The organism is Saprospiraceae bacterium (assembly GCA_016713025.1).
GTDB lineage: Bacteria > Bacteroidota > Bacteroidia > Chitinophagales > Saprospiraceae > OLB9.
The window spans coordinates 3,672,401-3,692,688 of sequence record JADJPZ010000004.1; the positions used below are offsets into that span (position 1 = coordinate 3,672,401).

14 protein-coding genes and 1 pseudogene are annotated in these 20,288 nt (G+C 39.9%); 11 read left to right on the forward strand and 4 right to left on the reverse strand.

Features of this window, described 5'->3' with window-relative positions:
• Window positions 1-18: 18 nt before the first annotated feature.
• Together IPK35_21970 and IPK35_21975 are read right to left on the reverse strand one after the other, a co-directional pair.
• A complete protein-coding gene (locus tag IPK35_21970) occupies window positions 19-879 on the reverse strand; it encodes a thioredoxin family protein (protein MBK8055860.1) in 861 nt (286 codons plus the stop codon).
• A gap of 41 nt (window positions 880-920) precedes the next feature.
• Window positions 921-1,313, reverse strand: coding sequence for a DUF1573 domain-containing protein (locus tag IPK35_21975; protein MBK8055861.1), 393 nt, complete (start codon window positions 1,311-1,313; stop codon window positions 921-923).
• A 273-nt stretch (window positions 1,314-1,586) separates the two neighbouring features.
• Here IPK35_21975 and IPK35_21980 point away from each other — a divergent pair, with 273 nt between their 5' ends.
• From IPK35_21980 to IPK35_22000, 5 genes are all read left to right on the forward strand, one after another.
• Window positions 1,587-2,852: a HAMP domain-containing histidine kinase gene (locus IPK35_21980; protein MBK8055862.1), complete on the forward strand. Its 1,266-nt coding sequence runs from the start codon at window positions 1,587-1,589 to the stop codon at window positions 2,850-2,852.
• 13 nt (window positions 2,853-2,865) lie between these two features.
• Window positions 2,866-3,555, forward strand: coding sequence for a response regulator transcription factor (locus IPK35_21985; protein MBK8055863.1), 690 nt, complete (start codon window positions 2,866-2,868; stop codon window positions 3,553-3,555).
• 573 nt (window positions 3,556-4,128) lie between these two features.
• Window positions 4,129-5,259: a Re/Si-specific NAD(P)(+) transhydrogenase subunit alpha gene (locus IPK35_21990; GenBank protein MBK8055864.1), complete on the forward strand. Its 1,131-nt coding sequence runs from the start codon at window positions 4,129-4,131 to the stop codon at window positions 5,257-5,259.
• 10 nt (window positions 5,260-5,269) lie between these two features.
• Window positions 5,270-5,554 carry an NAD(P) transhydrogenase subunit alpha gene (locus IPK35_21995; protein ID MBK8055865.1) on the forward strand — a complete coding sequence of 95 codons (285 nt, stop codon included), beginning with the start codon at window positions 5,270-5,272 and terminating at the stop codon, window positions 5,552-5,554.
• 2 nt (window positions 5,555-5,556) lie between these two features.
• Window positions 5,557-6,948, forward strand: a complete 1,392-nt coding sequence (locus IPK35_22000; protein MBK8055866.1) for an NAD(P)(+) transhydrogenase (Re/Si-specific) subunit beta — start codon at window positions 5,557-5,559, stop codon at window positions 6,946-6,948.
• Window positions 6,949-7,031: 83 nt separating this feature from the next.
• Here the strand turns inward: IPK35_22000 and IPK35_22005 are convergent, their stop codons facing one another.
• Window positions 7,032-7,952 (reverse strand): endonuclease/exonuclease/phosphatase family protein, encoded by a 921-nt coding sequence (locus IPK35_22005; protein ID MBK8055867.1) that lies wholly within the window; start codon window positions 7,950-7,952, stop codon window positions 7,032-7,034.
• A gap of 138 nt (window positions 7,953-8,090) precedes the next feature.
• Between IPK35_22005 and IPK35_22010 the strand changes: the two genes are divergently transcribed.
• The 6 genes from IPK35_22010 (at window position 8,091) to IPK35_22035 (ending at window position 19,257) form a co-directional block, all read left to right on the forward strand.
• The gene (locus IPK35_22010; GenBank protein ID MBK8055868.1) at window positions 8,091-8,303 is read left to right on the forward strand and encodes a hypothetical protein; all 213 of its coding nucleotides are present in this window, start codon (window positions 8,091-8,093) and stop codon (window positions 8,301-8,303) included.
• Between the two features lie 2,945 nt (window positions 8,304-11,248).
• Complete coding sequence (locus IPK35_22015) at window positions 11,249-16,828, forward strand: hypothetical protein (protein MBK8055869.1); 5,580 nt, start codon at window positions 11,249-11,251, stop codon at window positions 16,826-16,828.
• Between the two features lie 3 nt (window positions 16,829-16,831).
• A complete protein-coding gene (locus IPK35_22020) occupies window positions 16,832-17,575 on the forward strand; it encodes a hypothetical protein (GenBank protein MBK8055870.1) in 744 nt (247 codons plus the stop codon).
• A 307-nt stretch (window positions 17,576-17,882) separates the two neighbouring features.
• Window positions 17,883-18,425: a hypothetical protein gene (locus IPK35_22025; GenBank protein ID MBK8055871.1), complete on the forward strand. Its 543-nt coding sequence runs from the start codon at window positions 17,883-17,885 to the stop codon at window positions 18,423-18,425.
• A gap of 17 nt (window positions 18,426-18,442) precedes the next feature.
• Entirely contained in the window at window positions 18,443-18,637 is a 195-nt protein-coding gene (locus IPK35_22030; GenBank protein MBK8055872.1) for a hypothetical protein, read from the forward strand.
• A gap of 53 nt (window positions 18,638-18,690) precedes the next feature.
• Window positions 18,691-19,257 (forward strand): PhnA domain-containing protein, encoded by a 567-nt coding sequence (locus tag IPK35_22035; protein ID MBK8055873.1) that lies wholly within the window; start codon window positions 18,691-18,693, stop codon window positions 19,255-19,257.
• A 20-nt stretch (window positions 19,258-19,277) separates the two neighbouring features.
• On the opposite strand, the pseudogene IPK35_22040 reads toward IPK35_22035, so the two are convergent.
• Window positions 19,278-20,237: pseudogene (locus tag IPK35_22040) on the reverse strand (acyl-ACP desaturase).
• Window positions 20,238-20,288 lie beyond the last annotated feature (51 nt).

The following is a 20,288-nucleotide window of genomic DNA, read 5'->3' on the forward strand; positions in this document are numbered from 1 at the left end:
AAATTTGAAATCTTTCAACTATTTTAACATTACCACTTTCTCATGTAAATCAAGAAATTCTTTTACCAATTCAGATGATTTATTGACTCTTAGTCCCTGATCTATACACCAGAGAGCTTGAGATTTTTGTACCATTTTGTAGTGTGATTCAGCAAGACTGTGCCATACCTCGCTTTTTTCAGGAAATAATACAGTATTGGTTTGAAATACTTTTTGTGCTTCTGTATACATCTTATCTGCCAACAGCACATAACCACATGCGTTGAGCTCACCATAGTAAGATACTGAACCCCGTAGTTGTGATGCAAGATTGTAGCCGCTTACATTTTTGGATGATAGGGTGCCATCATTGAGCCACTCAATGATTTTTGAGTATGCTGCATATTGAGGAGTATATGTTTCGCCGGAAATGATTTTTAGCAAATCGACTTCCATCGAATATTTTGGAAACTCCACTATACGATTGATTTCAGCACCATTCTTTTCAATGATGAATGTTCCTACACGAAATATATTGAGGCCTTTTTCTTCCCGTTGCTTACATTGTTTATAAATGGAGTCTGCTGAAGATACAGCATAAAATGATATTTTTTCAAATGGAAACGATATCTCATTCAATACCTTCATCAATATAGGAAGCTCTCTTTTTGTATCTCCACACCATGTACCAAAAAAGACTTTGATACTGTATTCATCTAATTTTTGCTTTTTCAGCTTCATGATTACCTCTTTATCGGAAGTATATTTTTCAGCATTTTTTTGGTACCAATCAAATTTCATCAAACTGTCCAAAGGGACTTTCCCAAACAGATGACTCTGGCTTTGCAATCTGTAAGAATTGGTAAACAATAAAAATAAAATGATAATTCTGATTGTCATGACATTGTTTTGATTTGTGATAGGATATATTTGAAAGAGAATCAAAGTGCGGCCTTCACTTCGCCTTTGATGGTAAGCGTTACAGGATCACCGGCATTGGATGTGACGGTGATGTGTTTTGTAAAAACTCCTGTTCTCTTAGTGTCATACTTTACTTTGATAGATGCGGACTGACCGGGAGCGATAGCATCGTGAGGATAATCAGGTACCGTGCAGCCACAGCTACCCTTGGCATCAGTAATCAAAAGTGGCGCATCACCGGTATTGGTAAAGTGAAAAATTCTTTCAGGATCGGTATTGTTTGCTACCGTGCCATAGTCGATGGAAGTAGTTTTAAATACCAGTTTTGGTCCCTTACCAATGTTTCCTGATTGACCTGTCATGTTACTTAACGTAAGCAACAACCCAAAAACGATTAAATTTAAAGTTTTCATAATAATAAAAATTAAAGATTAAATAAATAATATACCTGACAGAAAATTGATAGCTAAAATTTATAATCATAATTATTTATTTTACAATACATTATGATATAAATTTTTCACAGAATATTTTCTGTACACAATAAGTTCGGTACAAAAGTATAGGCATATCCGTGCGGTAACTGTTAAACAAATGCTCCACTTCTGTTATTCACATGTTAAGCAGTATCTTAATTATTAATAAACAGTAAAACTTCCTATTTTTGACTTAAAATCAAAACATCATTGAAAGAAAATCACATCAGATTTCTGACAATATTCGGCATAACAGCGATCATTGCCATCTTTGTCATCCAGATATACTGGGTCAAACAGGCATTTAATATCACTGAAAGCCAGTTTGAGCACAACGTGACTGTGGCACTGAGACAGGTTGCTGAAAAAATCGCCATCAAAAACAAAACCAACTTCAGCTTTAAAAATCCGGTCATAAAAATAAACCCCAGACATTATGTAGTCGAAGTGCGGAGTGAAATCGACGCCGCATTGCTGGATCACTACCTGAAGACCACTTTTGATTACTTCAATATCAATCAGGATGTAGAATATGGCATCTACGGATGTGAAACCAATGAAATGGTCTACTGTAATTATATTCAGAAAAATAAGCCGCAAAAAGCAGTCACACTCATTGAACTACCAAAATTTGAAGGCCTGGATTACTACTTTACAGTTACATTTCCGCACTTTGCGATAGTCTCACTCAATAATATGCCGATGTGGATCGTGACCTCCATCGTATTGGTCATAGTGGTATTGTTTATATTGTATGCCCTTTTTATAGTATTTACTCAGAAATCCATCACCAGGGTACAAAAGGATTTTATCAATAATATGACCCACGAATTTAAAACCCCCATCTCAACCATTTCGGTCATTCAGCAGGTGATATCCGATCCGGAAATTGTCAAGAGTCCGCAAAGACTCAATACCTACACAAAAATCATCGGTGACGAAATAGGAAGGCTCAATGAGCAGGTAGAAAAAATACTGAATATCACTCGTCTTGAAAAAAGGCAAATAGATATGCATCTTGAAGAAATCCATGCCAATGATATCATAGAGAAAGTCATTCAAAATCTTTCTCATATCGAATTTGAGAAGGAAGTTACTATAAGTTCTGCACTCAATGCACAAAATGACATCATTCTGGCAGATAAAACCCACTTTACCAATGTCATATGCAATATCATAGAAAACGGGATAAAATACTCTCCGTCGGTAGCAGAGATATCTGTCATTACAAAAAATGAAAGCGACAAGCTGACAATCAGCATTTCTGACAAAGGGGAGGGAATAGACAAGAAGGAATTCAAAAAAATATTTGATAAATTTTACAGAATTCCTAAAGGAGATACTCACAATGTCAAGGGATTTGGACTTGGTCTATTTTATGTAAAGCAAATCGCTCAGGCCCACCAATGGAATATGAAGGTAGAGTCTGAACTTGGCGTTGGGACAACATTTTATATCACAATAGATCAAAAGTAAATTTTTAAAGCTTATGGCAAAAGTGTTTTATGTAGAGGACGACGCTAATCTCAGTTTTGTAGTGAAAGACTGTCTCCAGATTGCCGGGCATGAAGTACATCATTTCAGTAAAGGTGATGAGGCGTTAAAGGCCTTCAATAAGTTTGAGTATGATATATGTATCCTGGATGTCATGCTGCCCAATCTTGATGGTTTTTCGCTTACTAAGGCCATCAGACAAAAAAATCCCCATATTCCTGTCATTTTTATTTCTGCCAGAGTACAGATCCACGACAAACTGGAAGGCCTTCAAACCGGCGGTGACGATTATATATTCAAACCATTCAGTATCGAAGAGTTGCTTTTGAAAGTTAATATTTTCATGAAAAGGAAAGTGGCAACCCCCATAACGACACCTGCGGAAGAAATAAAATTTGACATTGGTTCTTTCCATTTTGACTACAATCATATGGAGTTAAAAACACCAACCGGAATGGTAAGGCTTACTGGAAGAGAGGCGGATCTGCTCATTTTTTTCAATAAAAACAGGAATAAAATCATCAAAAGGAAAGATATTCTGATTGCACTATGGGGTAAAGATGATTATTTTCTGGGTAGAAGTCTGGATGTATTTATTTCCAGGCTGCGCAAATTTTTATCCGGTGATCCATCAGTAAGTATTGAAAATATACCGCGAGTTGGGTTTAAATTCAGGGTGGATTGAAGTTGTATAATGTTATGTTAAGACAGAATATTCTCACTATAGACAAGAATCGGGTAAAATGCTTTACTCGATAATGCGTTGGACTGAGCGCAGCCGAAGAACTACACTGAGCTAAGTCGAAGTGTGAAGGAACTGCGGTAGCCGCCCATCCAATCAAAGGTTTGATTGGTTCCTTTCATTAAGTCGTGATTTCTATCACGATTTTGCTTTTCATCATTCAGTCAGGCTCACAGCAAATACAGATAGATCCGGTCACGACTATTTTTTAAAAAAATGTCTTGATCAGGAAAGAAACATCCACAAAGATCAGCATAACCATGATCGGTACGGCAAAAAAATATTACGTCTACTTTGCTGACTGCAAATAAGGCAGGCTAAAATTAAATTTGCCACTTGGAGCCAAATGGTAAAAGTTTTAATATACTCTTAATTGTTTAATTATATTTTTATTTTAGGTTGAATAAAATGTTTATCTTCGCCACAATTATAAAATGATTATTTATCTTTTAGATTAAAGAGTATGTTTAAACTCTGAAGAAGATAATAATTGGCGAATGATATAGATTTTTAAAAATGAAGATAGTTGTAATTAAAGAAATCCGTGAAGGAGAAAAAAGAGTTGCACTCACGCCTGACGGGGTCAAATCACTGACCAAAGCTGGATATGAATGCCACATAGAGTCAGGTGCCGGAGAAGGGTCATTTATCAGTGACGAACAGTACCGCAATGCTGGTGCTCATATTTCGACAAGTAAGGACGAATTATTATCAGGAGGTGACATACTCATTAAGGTCAACCCACCTGTCGCTGACGAAATTGCAAAGATGAAAGAAGGCAGTGTTCTGATTTCCTTCATGTACGCCTTTTCAAATGCTGAGCTGGTACAAACCCTTATGAAAAGAAAAGTATCTGCATTTTCAATGGATGCGGTACCCAGGACCACTAAAGCACAAAGAATGGACGCTCTCAGTTCCCAGGCAAGTCTCGGAGGATACAAGGCCGTCATGATGGGAGCTAATGCACTAGGTAAAATATTTCCACTGATGATGACAGCTGCCGGTACTATTACGCCTTCAAGAGTATTGATATTCGGAGCAGGTGTGGCAGGTTTACAAGCATTGGCAACAGCAAAAAGACTGGGTGCTGTAGTAGAAGTTACTGATATCAGACCAGGAACAAAAGAAGAGGTGGAGTCGCTCGGTGGACGCTTTCTTCAAGTAGAAGGTGACGACAGTGTCAAGGTGGAAGGAGGATATGTCAAAGAAGTCTCTGAAGAATACCTCAGAAAACAAAAAGAGATGATCAATAAACACGTTGCTGATGCGGATCTGGTCATCACCACGGCTGCAGTACAAGGTAAAAAATCGCCAGTATTGGTCACAAAGGAAATGGTAGAAACCATGAAGACGGGCTCGGTCATCGTAGATCTTGCTGCAGAGTCAGGAGGAAACTGTGCACTCACGGAGGCCGGAAAAACGATACATCATCATGGAGTCACCATCATAGGTGAAAGAAACCTTCCGGGTTTGTTGTCACAGAATGCCAGTGAAATGTACTCCCGCAACACCACAGCACTCCTCACTTACCTGGCTACAAAAGACGGTTTTAAGTGGGAGATGGATGAAGAAATTACCAAAGGAAGCCTTATCACCCATCAGGGACAAGTCGTCCACGAAACAACTAAAAATATTCTAAACCTATAATAATGTAAATATGACCGTCGAATACTTAATCATATTGATATACATACTTGTGCTTGCAAGTTATTGCGGGTTTGAGTTGATAGCTAAAGTACCGCCTACATTGCATACTCCGCTCATGTCGGGTTCAAATGCCATATCAGGGGTAACTATAGTTGGAGCCATTTTATGCAGCAATGAATTGGGATATACCACAGTAAGCAAGATACTCGGAATGCTGGCCATCATACTGGCTATGATCAATGTAGTGGGTGGTTATGCCGTGACAGACAGAATGTTAAAGATGTTTAAAAAATAATTATGGATATTATAGTTAAATTAGCGTATCTCCTCGCTTCTATCTTATTTATCATCGGCATCAAGATGCTGAATAAACCCACTACAGCGCGTAAAGGTAATCAACTCTCCGCTCTTGGAATGCTTATTGCCATCATTGCGACAATGTTTCAACTTGATATCCTTACATTGCCGGAAGTACTGATTTGCATTGTCATTGGCTCTGCCATCGGATATTATATTTCGCAAAAGGTGCAAATGACTGAAATGCCTGAAATGGTAGCTGTATTTAATGGGTTTGGAGGGCTTGCTTCTCTATTTGTGGGACTTTCAGATTTTTGGTTAGAGTCTGTTGAAAAAGGGGAGATAGTAGATAATATTACGCTTGTAAGTATCCTGGTCTCTATACTGATAGGAGGTATCACTTTTACAGGATCAATGGTAGCATATGGTAAGCTCAGCGGAAAAGTAAGCGGAAATGCGATCGTGTTTACAGGTCAGCATTTCGTTAATTTATTGCTTCTCGTTGTGGCTTTTGTAGGAGGCGGATTAGTTTTGTGGCAGCAGGATATGATGATTGGTCTTTGGGCTTTGGTAGCCATATCGCTGCTTCTTGGTATTCTTGTAGTCATCCCTATCGGTGGAGCAGATATGCCTGTAGTGATTTCTTTGCTCAACTCATATTCCGGTATGGCTGCTTGTGCTACTGGCTTCGTCTTAAATAATTATATGTTGATTGTTGCCGGAGCATTGGTGGGATCGTCAGGTATCATACTGACAAATATCATGTGCAAAGGTATGAACCGTTCACTGCTCAATGTCGTGATGGGTGGATTTGGACAGACTTCCGGATCGGCTCCTTCGGTAGGTGGAAAATCTGACATGGTAGTAAAAGAAGTTGGTGTAGAAGAAGCAGCCGTCTTGTTTGACAGTGCTTCATCAGTAGTCATTGTACCGGGTTATGGTATGGCGGTAGCTCAGGCGCAGCATATCATCAAAGAGCTTATGGATGTTCTATTAAAAAAGAATATCAATGTACGTTTTGCCATACATCCGGTGGCGGGCAGGATGCCCGGGCACATGAACGTATTACTTGCTGAGTCCAACGTACCTTACGACCGACTTCTCGAGCCGGAAGAAATTGACGACGACCTTGCCAATACGGACATAGTCTATGTGGTTGGGGCTAATGATGTCGTGAATCCTGCAGCAAGACATGATAAAAATTCACCTATTTTTGGTATGCCGATCATCAATGCTGACAAAGCCAAAACTGTCATAGTGAGTAAAAGAAGTATGGCATCCGGGTATGCGGGCATCGAAAACGAGCTATTTGGTTACCCGAATTGTCTCATGCTGTTCGGAGATGCTAAAGCTACTCTGACAAAAGTAGTCAATGAGATTAAGGAAATGTAATTCTGTGGGCCAATTAGTTCGGTAGGTTCCCGATAAGTATGGCCTGCTGAATGCTTACTAAATTATTGATTATCAATTTAACATCATTGTTTGATTTCAAAAGTGGTCAACACTATGCCGTGGTCAGATGGATACAAAATATTTTCACCATTTATAGTAAATATTTCGTTTAAAAAAGTTTTGTAGGTCTCAGATTTGAGTGGCTTTAATATCGGGCTTTTGTAAAATATATAGTCAATACGATGAGCATCACTAGCGCCTTTGGTATGCCAGGTGATGCCAGGATATGTGACAGGATCAGGGTGAATTGTTCTGTACGTATCCACCAAACCGATATCTTCCAGTACTTTAGTGACATACCATGGAACTACCAGGTCGTTGTGTAATGCCCTTGTTTCGATGCCCCAATCCAAATGAGACGGAGTATTAAAATCTCCGCCTATTATCAAAGGAATAGAATCCGCTTCATCGGCATATTGTTTTATATACGGCAATACTTGTTGTATCATTTCATACTTCTTTCCGGATTTTTCCCACTCCAACAGTTCTTGCACTGATTTTCCCATTTTTTCAGGTTCATCTTCCCATGGCAGATAATGACACCAATTGCTAAAAAATCTGATCCTTTTACCGTTTATGATAATCTCTCTTCCACCAAGATAAAAAGGAAAAGGAGTATCGATTCTATTGCCAAAAGGAAATCTGGATAATATAGATAAATTGATCTCCTTTTGGTCTGAAGGAGTACCTTCCGGAGCAATCAAATGAAAATGATAACCTAATGCATCAGCAATGGTTTTGCCCGAACCATAGGTTTCTACCATCAATATGACGTCCGGATTTAATGCCCTGATGATCCGGACAGCGTTATTTTTTCCGTCTTTGATATCATTGGCTCCGTGCAGGATGTTCCACGTCATCACTTTAATGGTGGTGGAAGGTCTCTGTGCCTGACAACCGGAATAAAATACCAGCAAAATAAAAATAAATAAGGCTCTGTACATGGTTTTCTCTTTGCTTGGACAAAGCTACCAATTTTTAAGAAAAGCATTTATTTTCCAAAAAATCGATCATCCAAACATTCAAAACCTGTTTTCCAACTGTCCGCCCTTCAGGATGAACAATGATGAAAACTGATTGCTATGGTATTGAATGAGCCGAATGGTATTTTTATCCTTTTTGAAAGACAAGCCATTATACAGGATAAAAAAGTCTCCAACTCAGTATTTTTTTGCCTTCTTCCTGACTTTATACCCCGACCCGTCTTTTTCTATCTGGAAGCTGGCATTGAGAGGCCGTTTCATCACATCAGGAACTTTCATATCGGCTCAAAACCAAACACATCATTGACATGATTAATATCATGCCTGACAATGATCTACATCATTGCAAATGTGGTCAAAATCCTTAATAATTTGCATGTGATTTAGCCCATATGTAGTAGTAATCACAAGATATAAATGTCACTACCTACCATTCAAAGCTATTGGTGGCACATCTTTCTATACTTTATTGTGATACTTTTTTATTAAAATATAAAACAAAATCACATGAAATCGACATAAAAAATAATAAGGGTTTATTTTACCTGCCCGCCGGTAGGCGGGTACAAACCAGAATGATTATTTTTTATCAAAGATTCCATCTGGCTTTTAAAAAAAATAAAAAATAAACAGATGAAAAAACTCATATTTTTAAATGGTTTAAAAGCGCTTCTACTCTGCAGGCTGTGGTCTATTACCATTCTATTGGGAGTATTATTCGCCAACACTACTATTTCAGCACAAACTCCGGAAGATCTCGAAAAAATGGGCAGAGAGGCTAAACCCTTTCAATTCAAATTAAAATTTAAGATACCTGGTGAAGTTAGCCATGACGATACCAAATATGCAAAAATAACAGCGTTGTTGAATGACTACAAATCGCAGGTACCCGGAGATATTCAATTGCCTTTCAAAGTGCAGGGTCCGGAAGCCGGGCAAAAACCTGTATTGACTCCGGATCAGCAAACAGCCCTTAAAGATCAATCTACGAGATTCTTCAGAGAAATGGCAGCATTAAAATTATCTGTAGAAGATCTTCAAAGTTACAAGGCAGATAAGAAAATCTCCTGGCAAGGTGAGTTTGAAGGAATTGAACGGACCCTGATGGGAGGCCGGACATTGATGGTCATGGATATCTGGAAACAAACTTTGATCGAATACTTCACCAAACACCCCGAATCGGTGGGGGTGGTGTATGGACAGATGGATATTGGTTCCTGGGTAAAAATGGATGTAAAAGGATTGGGCTTTGATGCTGATATAGATTTTAGTACGATCGCAACAGATGATAACGCCAACAAGTTATTGAACGATTATTTTAAGAAGAACCTGGAAAATTCAAGTGGCCTTGGCATGCTTGCTATCGACGTATTACACACTCCTCATGGACTTGCAGGAGCAGAGGTCTTTATAGGTGAATGGGGAAAAGCATTTGCGGAAGTAGATATGCTCCGCCGTGGCAAATGGAAATTATTGGAGATGGAAAGGAATCAGAACGGGCAAATCATTGATATAAAAACGGTAGAAAAAGAAGGCAAACAATTGTTCATGGAAAAAGGAATGGAGCAGGAACTTAAAGCCCAGCAAAAAGACCCTGCCAATTCTTTTGATCCGAAAGAAAAATACCCTGAGCTGCGCATAGATATGGAGCCTATGCTAAGCCTTGAAATGCTCCGCCATGCCATTCATGATATTGAACATGGCCCTTTTCAAGGCGGACAGAAGATCATTAAAATGATCAAATACACAGAGAGAAGCTTTTTCATGATCAAAGAAGCACTTAAAAATGTATCCGTACAAGACCAGATGCTTTATTTCAACCTCACTCTTGAAGAACAAAAGTTGATGACCCTTTGCGAGGAAGTGATCAAAAACAAAGGAGATGCTAAAAGAATTGCCACCCTCCTGGAAGAGTTTACCGGTAAAAAACTGGACAACAATGAACAGGTAAACCTGATCGTGGATGACATTGTACAAAAGTGTAAAAAAGGCATGCTGAAAAACGCTAACCAGGCTTTCGGATACCGGGTAAAAACTATTGCAGCCATCGAAAATGATGATCAGCGCTTTGAGGAAGCAGACAAGTTTCTCAAACAAATGGAAGAGGAATTTAAAAAAGGATATGAAAAAGGTGGCACTGAAATACCAAAATCCATGTTGCGGGCACATACCATCCTGGTTGACCTGCGGGCAGGAAAAATTCCACCTGACTTGATGAATGCAAGACTGGAAGAACTCAATAAGATAATGGAAAATGAGTATAATATCGATAAATCATTTGTAGAAAGATTGATTGGTGACCCTTGGGGACGTTTTAAAAATTATTTAGTTGAAAAGGGATATGGGCCTGAAGCCGTGCAGAAAATTCTAAACAAGTTCAAATCTGCCTTTGCTGAAAATTGGCGGCAATATGCACCTGAGTATGCACAAAAAACTACAATGTCAGCATATGAATTTTCAAGTCATGTAACCAATAAGCTTAATAATTTCAATGAACATCTTGCTAAAACCAAAACCGGGAAAGTTTTATCCGGCGAACTTTTAAACCAGGCGGATAATGCTATCGCATTGTATGATGCATGGTTCAGTGGTAAGGATCTCAAACAATCAGCGTGGAATGTGAGTTGGACTGCCGGCACCATCAGGGCACAGGGCAAATGGCCTTTTATGGCCATTCCATTGGGTATATATAATTCAATAGAATCCGAAAGCCCTGCACCTTTTGCAATGGCTGTTACATTTTACCTGTTCCCTTTTGCCGGACAAGCTTATATGGTTACCAATATCGTTGACAGGCTGGTAGTAAGCCAGGTAACGGATTACAATTTCCGAAATCACCTGGACAGGCTGGCTGTAATGGCTATCACAGATGGGCAAGGTCATGTGGTAAGATTTAAAATACCAAGAGTAGTAGGATCGGCAGATTCACTGGAAACAGAACCTGATATTTCCCCGCAAGAACCCGCAAGAACCGCAGGCATCAAAAAAATTTTTTATGACCCGGCCTTCATGTATTGCCCGGATATAAAATATTTTGAAAGCCTGATTCCCAAGTCAACAGACCACTGGGGTTTGTACAATGGCAAAATAGATAAACTGATCAAACTTTTCGAATTTGATAATGAATTTGCAGGCTATCTGTATGGCATTTCAAAAATGAAGAAAGAGAGACTCGACGGTATCTGGCCTATCGATGATTTTGCCTCTGACCGTAACCGTCTACTCGACAGTCTTGAGTCAAGAATTGAAGCTCATTTATGGTCTGCTGTTTTCACGGCTATCGAATCCACCAAACTCGCAGAGAAAAAAGGAGTCATTCAGGAACTGGAAGCCACCATCATCCGGATTCAGGACTCATTGTCTATGGATATAAGGGAAATGAAAAAATTGACAGTCTCAGCCTTTTATTGAAGATCAGAAAGCAGATTCAAAACGATCCATTATATATACATGCACTAAAAGATAACTTCTCCGCTGGTACAGCTTATGAAAGAGTGGCTATCCCGACTTTCGAACGTTATATCCAGATTTACAGGCAGATACTGGTCATACAATACAAAATATTTGATATATGGTGGATACCATTTGGTGTAGATGGTTTCAAAATGACGAAGGACCCGATGAGGCAGTTGCTGATGGGCGGACTTTACGGTGCTCCAATGCTGACCACGGATCCCGGGAAAGATATGCAGGTTGCCATACAATGCTTCGAAGCTCATAAGAAAAGAGCTTCTGATATACGATATGACCTCGCCACTGCCCTGGGAAGGTCCATAAAAGAATCTGAAAAAGAAGATAAAGAACACCTGAGAATATTAGGTGAATATGGTTTTGGAATAGAACGCCTAACCGATGCAGATAATGAAGGTAGGAGCCCGCTTTTCAAAGACGATGACGGATTAATAGATCAGAGAAGTGGAGAATTAAGTAGAAATTATAGAGAATACCTGGAAAAAATAAAACAAGGACCAGCCATAAATGTCACACTTAAAGTGAATGGTGAAACCGAGACAACAGAGACTAACCCGGTAACGGCTGAGGTGATCATTCTGAATGAAAAACAACAAACCATTCCATTACCACCAGGAACCACCATCGAATGGTACCGGTATGATCTGGCCACTGTAAAAGACATTAAAGTCGGTGACGGAAACAAATATACCCATGATGCCAAAGAACAGGGAACATACACTTATACAGCAAAATTGAGCCGCACTATCAATAATAAAAAAACGGAACTGACAAAAGGAAATTGGAACATTACTGTAAAAGTGTATGATGTGAATGATCCATCAAAAGGTATTAAGCTGAAATTGCCAGCATTGATCAAACAATATGAAATCTTTGATGTATCTGCTGATATTCCGGCGCTGCTGAAAAGCCGTATCAACGATTGCAGCTGGGGTTGGGAAACTATCGGTGACAATAAAAATTGTTCAGGTTCTAAAATACAGGTAAATCATACCTATGAAATCACTGACAATAGTGGTAAAAAATTTCTGCAGGACAGTATTACCATTGGTATTTCATTCAACATTCTTCAACCCGGTAATACAAGGCCATATTCGCAATATGTAAATAAGAAAGTAAAATACCAGCATATGAGCCTGGCGGTGAAAGCCACCGATATCTGGGATGGAGGTTCCGGTACTAACTGGTTCCGGCTGGAGAGAAAACCAATGAATAGTGCACCAAGGGTTCCTGGCTGGTCAAATGATAAAAAAGCGATCAGTACTGCCAGTGCATGGGCTACTGTCGGGTTGAAGGATAAATATCCGAAGGAAACCATCAATAATCCTGAAGAACTTCAGATGTATATGGAAAAAGAAGCACAAGAACAGGCTTCCCTACAACTGGAAGTGAAACCATTCACTGTAGGAGATTTCAAGGGTTATGGATTGTACAGTACTCCAAAATATGGCCGGGGTAGCTGGAGCAATGACGCAGGTAACACACCTGCTGATGCAGGATCAAGTTTTAGTGGTTATGTGATGAAGGGGAAAAAAATATTTGAAGTGTACTGGAGCGCAGGAGCCAAAGGAGCATTTGACAATAGTGACCAAGCATGGATGATGAATATGATAAAACAGCTTTCCGCAGAAGCTGCCAGTATATTAACATCAGCTTCATTCCAACCAGACGGAAGGCTCACAAAATCACCCTATACAGGACCTAAATTAGATGGTAGCGATTATCCAATGGTTACAATTGAACCCAAAATTGATACAATACTTCCAGGCAGCAAAGTATTGGTAAAAGCCGTTATCAAAAATGATAAACCTGATTACGGTCCTTATACCTACTTATGGACTGGCCATGTAGAAGGCAATAGCACTAACAGTTCTGCTCAACTGGTGACGGACAGGCCGGGGAAAAAATCTATTTCAGTAGCTGTGGACGGCACCACTCCTCCCGGAAGTGCAACTATTGAATATGTGGTTGCCCCGTTGAAAGTAAAACTAGTTAAGGTCTCCCCTTCCACGAACAAAATCATTGTGGGTATGCCCGTTGACCTCAGGGCTGATTTCATTAGTGCGGTTCCTGCCGGAAAAAAACTGCAATACCTGTGGCAACCACATCCGGAAGAAAAATTTGAACCTTTTGAGGGAAGAGGCAATTCCACTAAACTCGTCTTCTCCAAACCCGGCCTTAAAAAAATATGGGTCCAGGTGCTTGAAAAAACAACAGCAGAAACAATCACCTTGGGAGAATCTGATCAGTTAGAATTTGATGTAGACAAACCGGCATTTAACATTACATTCACCCCGGCAAAAGCTAAGGTTGGAGAATTGGTTACTGCAAAGATCAACAGCATACCTGACAAACTGGAAGATGTGAGTTATCGGTGGATGCCCGTTCCCGCCAATGCCAATCTTATTAAAGAATCACAGGATGGTTCCGAAATTACTTTCTATGCAAAGGATGCTATGCAGATTGTCCTTGAAGTATTGGCTGTTGTCAAAGGAAGCGGCGAAGAACTGGGTAATACAAAAGCTTACTTCAATGCAGAACGTTATACAGTAAAAACCGAAGGACCAAAAGTACATGGACCGAAACCAATGATCTGGCAACCAGGTGTGGGTCTGGTAGAAGTGGATAAGGAAATTGCCGTCCACCAGATAGTTGAATTTAATACAATTGTTACACCGCAACCGTCCGGAAATCTTACTTATCACTGGCAGGTTACGGAAGGAAATGCTTCCATCAGTAATCCTGCGTCAAGGGATGCAAGAGTCACCGCATTGGAAACAGGAAGTATTCAACTGAAAGTGACTGTTAAGGATAATAATGGACTGGAACTGGGGAATGCAATAGCCGTATTCAGTGCAACGATCAGTAATGAAATGATCACAAACGGGACCAACCAGAAAAAAGCATTTGATGATAAAATGCAACAGGCCCGACAACTGATCAAGGATGGTAAACTGGATGAAGCAATTAAACTCGGAGAAGAACTGAAAGGAATGAATACAAAAGAGGCTGCACCCCTGCTTACCGAACTGGCTGAAGCCTGTAAAAAAGCGGGTAAAGACGCCACTTATGAACGGGACTTTGCCCTTGCTATCAAACGGTATCAACAAGCGCTGCAGATCAATCCCAATGATGCAACTGCAAAAACTCAGCTCGAACAAAATAAAAAATGGCAGAAAGAGTGGGCTGTAATTGAAGCAAAGGGCTATGAACTGGATGAAAATGTAACCCGGAAAAATCTGCCCGGTACCCAGAAGTGTATCAACGATCTGAATAGACTTCAATTAAATATGCCCGGTCAGATGGGTAATAAATGGTCGCAGGAAAAAAGCAGAAAGTTCTCGGACCTGCTTATACGCTGCGATTCAGCTTATAACCTGACCCGGAAGAACTGGACCAATGATTTCATAGCACAGGATTTTGAAAATGCACTGCCCCGACTGGAAGCATTTAAAGCCGAATGGACCGCCATGCCGGAGAGCATGAAAGAAATAGAAAGCTCCATCCTTTTATGCAAAATGCAGATTGCCGAAAAGAAAAAAATTTATGAAGATTTTCTTGTTATTAAGTCAAAATTTGAACAAGGACTGGCCATTGACCCCAAACAAAATGCTACTACGATCGAATATACTGCAAACAGTCGCTTCAATAATAAAGATCCCAGGCAAAAAGATATGATTGAATTCGCCAGGGGAATGGATAAACGGATGAAGGAGATGGCCGCAAACAGGGACAGGGCTGCCCAATTGAAAAAAGAAGGACAACAGGCCGAAACTGCGGGACAAAAAGAAACCGCGCTTGATAAATACAAAGAAAGTGTTTCGTTGATACCCGATTCCGACCTAGAAGACCGCATCAGGATCCTTGAAATCGAGGTGGCCACCATTAAAGCTAAAAAGAATACAGCAGATGAATTATGGAATGAAGGTGAAAAACTGGCCGGTAAGAAAAAAACAAAAAAAGACGGACTTAGCAAAATGAAAGAGAGCCTTGAATGGTGGAATAGTGAAGAACGTATCAATAAAGTAAGAGAATTTGAAAGAGAAGTTAACGGATCATACAGTAAAATTGATATCAGCGGCATTTGGAAACATGGGAACACAGAAACATTCACTTTTATTTCCTCAGGTAATGGACAGTATATGGCAGTGGAGAAAGGATTTGATAATGCAACGGGTTTACTGACAATGATTGGTGAAACCGGCTTCATGAACTATACTATAAAAAATGGCATAACAGGTCAATATATTCTGAAAATTGCTGCGGATGGAAATACAGCCACCGGTAAATGGACTGATAGCCGGAATACCAATGGCACAAGAAATTTTGTCCGGATCAGTAGACCGGATACGCCACAACCGGATGTAACGAAGACTGATCAAAAAAAGAAAAAGAAAAGTTTCAATGATTTCCTTGACGACATCAATAAAGGATTAGACAAGATAGATAATGCCATTACCATCATTACGGGTACAAAACCAGAAACTAAAACTACTCCATCCCCAGTTCCTGAACAAGGCGCAGATAAAGGTGTAAACCCTGCTGATGCAAAAACTGAAGAGAAAGTGTTTGATAATGGCAATATTGGTGGTGTATCCAATGGTCCTACCAATCCAACTCAATTTACTTTTACCGATGCTACCATCATTACGAGAATTGAAAATTATCATTATTTCAATGGTGGCAAAAAACCAGGTACAATTGGTTTACGGAATAGTTCCGGAAAAAACTATGGTCCCTGGCAGGCATACGGATTAATCGGTCAGGGAGGTGTACAAAATGCTTATTGGGCTGTACTCCCCAACATTGAAGTTCAGGCAGGAACCTATACTGTTATAGACAGTGACCCATCAACATGGTCGTACAACAGCCAGTCAAAAGGTTGCGGATTTACTACGATCTGGACATCAAAAACCAATAAACCGTTTACAAATCCGAATGATCCGGGTCGTACTATTGAAAAAGAGACTGGCACTACTTCCCCTCCTTCAACCGGCACTAATTCCCCTCCTTCAACCACAGGACAGGGAAATGAAAAAGGGTCTGTGATCAAAACCGGCATTTTGTATGGAACGGTTTTTACAACCCGAGAAGAAGCAGGAATAAAAAATCCCTTTGAACTGGTAGGTGTGCCATTACCAAATACAGCCGTAACGATTACCTATACATATAGCGGTAAAACAATTACAAAAACTGTTAATAGTGCCAGTAATGGAGAATTTGAGTTTGCAGAATTACCATTGAATGTTTCAATCAGGATCAGCAGCAAGGGAACCAATCAGAATAAAACACTGACTACCTCAAGTATAAAACAATATGTGCAGTTTGGATGGAATGGTGAAATAGAAATAAAACAAAATAAATAAACGATGAATACACCAATCAGCACGGGTCATATTGTTAATAAACCCAGAAAGGTCACCCGGAATGCTCTGATTATTTCAGTGCTGATGATAGCCGGTGCCTTCATTACCGGCTATGGCGGGATAGATGGCATAAAGGGAGGCTATGCACTGATTTTAATTTTTGGATTCCTGGCGATGTCATCTTTTGTTACAGCCATGGTTTATATACCAAGAGCCCGGGAATTTGATAAACTGGTCAGTGAGTTAAAACCCCTGGCTCACTGGACCTATACCGAAACAGAATGGAACAGCTTTATCAGGGAAGACCATAAAGAAACCATGGCGGTTAATAAAGCCACGTTGCGGCTGGTGATTATCATTTCCCTGGTGGTACTTGCAGGGTTGTTACTTGTATACAGGGATAATCTGTTTATCCTGATCATTGCTTGTATTATCGGAATGCTTACGTTGGTGGCATTTGCTGCCCCACATATCCGCAGCCATTTCCTAAAAAAGGGAGAACATGAAGCCCTGGTGGGTGAACGTGCCGCTATTATTGGAGGTACATTTCAGACCTGGACATCCTTGGGCGCTTACCTCATCGGGACAGATGTCTACGAAGAAGCAGAGATCCCGATATTGCATATTATTTTTGAATTCCCCACCCTGCAGGCCACGCAGCAGGAAATCATACGGATTCCTGTACCAAAAGGTAAAATGGAGGATGCCCGTAAAATCGTTGACCTACTAACAAAACAAATTAAATAATTTGAAGGGGAAATTCAGGCAAATTCCAACCATGAAAAAATAGTGTTGTTATATATCAAACCACGTTATCTTTTGAATATATAAAAATCAGGCAGCCGGAACAGAATATCTTCTAAGGCATAACAGCAGGCATTATACCATAGGCAATGGGTTCAAAATGTGATGGTTGATTTTGCCACTGGTAATTCAGATCCTTTTACAACAATGAAAAAGTTGCAGCAGCTAACAGGTACGACTGATATTCCTAAACATACAGGTGAAGTACAAAAACTACTTAACAAACTAGGAGGAGTAACCAATAAGTGAAATGAATTTCAAACTTAAAATATTATTTGCCATCTTTTTTTGCCTCCTGCTTTCTTCATGCAAGACACCAGCCTTACATCAAAAAGCGGAATCAAAAAAAGTGCTTTTTGGACTGGTGGAAGATCTCGATTCCCTGAACCTGAAAACAGCAGATCTACTTATGTTCCAAAGCCTGACCCGTGATGGTATATTTACCCAAATAGGCACTTTATCGCCATATACACACTGTGCCCTGGTGATCAGAAATCCTGAAAGCAGTCTATGGCTGCTGCATGCCACGGACAATAATTTTGCTGTTGAAAGAATGCTGGTACTTTTTGTAGAAAAGAGTAGAAACGGAGTGATTATAACTACCATTCAGAATCCTTTTATCTCAGTGGATAATGGCAAATCCGGATTTTATAAACATATCCGCATACTGCGTTTTGATGAGTCATGGTCAGAAAGACCCTCCAGGGAAGTTATGCTGGAGCTATATGAAAAAACAAAAAACATCCCTTTACTGCATCAAAAGTTCCTTTTATTCTTTCTGCTTTTGATCTAACTATCTTTGATCATGATATGATTTCTATACCTGATGATGATTCCTTTTTCTGTTCTGAGTTTGTACATCATATATTAACGAAGGCAGATTTTCCCATAGACCGTGGTCAGAAAAGCAATGAATACACTCCAAACGATATCCGAAATCTGGAACCATATGAGACCGCTATTCCGATCATATTTAAGTTCAAAAATGGCAGGACAATATTATAAAAAGAAATTGTAGATTAAAATACCTACCTTTACATTACAAAAAATATCATACTATGAGTTTACTATCTACCGAACTTACAACAAGGTGTAAGTCAAAGTGCGAAATCTGTGGTGCTGGTGGCAAGTTATACCCATACGTTGTTCCTCCCAAAACCGGAAATCATCTCGATGAGCAGGTAGCTATATGCAGTATTTGTCAGGAACAGCTGGATAAACCGGAAATGATTGATACCACACACTGGAGATGTATCAATGACTGTATGTGGAGCTCTGTGCCGGCTGTTCAGGTGATTTCTTACCGCATGTTGCAGGCATTAAGTGATCAGGTGTGGGCTCAGGATTTGCTCGGTATGATCTATATGGATGATGAAACACTCGAATGGGCAGATGGCTCTGGTGGCGATGTCAATGTTCACAAAGATAGCAACGGGAACATCTTACAGGCTGGCGATACAGTGGTTATTATTAAGGATCTGGATGTAAAAGGAGCCAATTTTACGGCCAAAAGAGGAACTTCTGTAAGACGGATTTCATTGGTGCAGGACAATCCTGAACTGATCGAAGGCAGAGTCAATGACCAGCTGATCTTTTTACTCACAAAATTTGTGAAAAAAGGTTAAATCCATTTTATTTCGGTGTATCAGTTTCTCACCCCAATCCACTTAAACTCATATTCATGGATCGGATTGGGCATCCTTTCTGATATTTTTAGCAATCTGTCGGGGAGTTTTACCAGATAGTCTCTGGATTTTTCACCCGCTTCATTGAGGTTTCCGAGGTGTTCCAGACCCCAATCAACCACCAAACCTTTTAATATATTGGCGTAGTCAACCGCAGTATAAACACCTATGCGCTATGCAGCGTCTGTAAAATGCCCCCAAAGACCACCGACTTCCATACCTGTCTCCCGTAAAAAGTGTGCCGGCATGACGATCTTTTTGCGCATCATGTCTTCAAAAGCTATCAAAACTTCGTTGGCATCATACTCAAATATTTTTTTGATAAAAGCAGAATAGGCCTTTGCATGTCTCATCTCATCAGCTGCTATGACACCGTTGATTTTTGAAAGAAGCAGATCTCCTTGTTGTTTGGCCAGCGTTGCTACTCGTCTGTGTGATATGTTGGTCGCCAATTCCTGAAAACTGGTATAGATAAAATTTCTGTAAGGATCTTGACCTGTTTCAATATTAAAGCCATCAGCGATAAGAAACTGAGTTGATTTTTCAAACTCCCTCATATTGACACGACCTGAGAGATACAGATATTTGTTGAGCAAATCACCATGCCTGTTTTCCTCAGCTGTCCATGCTCTTACCCATACATTCCAGGGGCTTTCACTATCGGCTTCACGGATACCTTCGATCTTGCTCAACCAAGTTTCATATGTAGGAAGTGCTTCTTCAGTGATAGTGTCTCCGACCAATACCGTCAGCACATCATAGGATAATCCTTGTGCGGCTCCCTGTATATCTTTAACCTTACTAAAAAAGTCATCCTGATTAGCAGCATCCGGCAAAAAATCACTCGGTTGCCAGTTGGTTTCTATAGGTTTCAAGAAAGTTTCAACAGATTCTGCTACAAAATCTGTCATGGCTCTCATTACCTCAGAACGGGAACCAAATGGTACATCAATCAAATCGATATTTTATTA

Coding starts and splice junctions, on each gene's coding strand:
- IPK35_21970 (MBK8055860.1), bottom strand. CDS start 879: ATGACAATCAGAATTATCATTTTATTTTTATTGTTTACCAATTCTTAC.
- IPK35_21975 (MBK8055861.1), bottom strand. CDS start 1,313: ATGAAAACTTTAAATTTAATCGTTTTTGGGTTGTTGCTTACGTTAAGT.
- IPK35_21985 (MBK8055863.1), top strand. CDS start 2,866: ATGGCAAAAGTGTTTTATGTAGAGGACGACGCTAATCTCAGTTTTGTA.
- IPK35_21990 (MBK8055864.1), top strand. CDS start 4,129: ATGAAGATAGTTGTAATTAAAGAAATCCGTGAAGGAGAAAAAAGAGTT.
- IPK35_21995 (MBK8055865.1), top strand. CDS start 5,270: ATGACCGTCGAATACTTAATCATATTGATATACATACTTGTGCTTGCA.
- IPK35_22000 (MBK8055866.1), top strand. CDS start 5,557: ATGGATATTATAGTTAAATTAGCGTATCTCCTCGCTTCTATCTTATTT.
- IPK35_22005 (MBK8055867.1), bottom strand. CDS start 7,952: ATGTACAGAGCCTTATTTATTTTTATTTTGCTGGTATTTTATTCCGGT.
- IPK35_22010 (MBK8055868.1), top strand. CDS start 8,091: ATGGTATTGAATGAGCCGAATGGTATTTTTATCCTTTTTGAAAGACAA.
- IPK35_22015 (MBK8055869.1), top strand. CDS start 11,249: ATGGTCTGCTGTTTTCACGGCTATCGAATCCACCAAACTCGCAGAGAA.
- IPK35_22020 (MBK8055870.1), top strand. CDS start 16,832: ATGAATACACCAATCAGCACGGGTCATATTGTTAATAAACCCAGAAAG.
- IPK35_22025 (MBK8055871.1), top strand. CDS start 17,883: ATGAATTTCAAACTTAAAATATTATTTGCCATCTTTTTTTGCCTCCTG.
- IPK35_22030 (MBK8055872.1), top strand. CDS start 18,443: ATGATTTCTATACCTGATGATGATTCCTTTTTCTGTTCTGAGTTTGTA.
- IPK35_22035 (MBK8055873.1), top strand. CDS start 18,691: ATGAGTTTACTATCTACCGAACTTACAACAAGGTGTAAGTCAAAGTGC.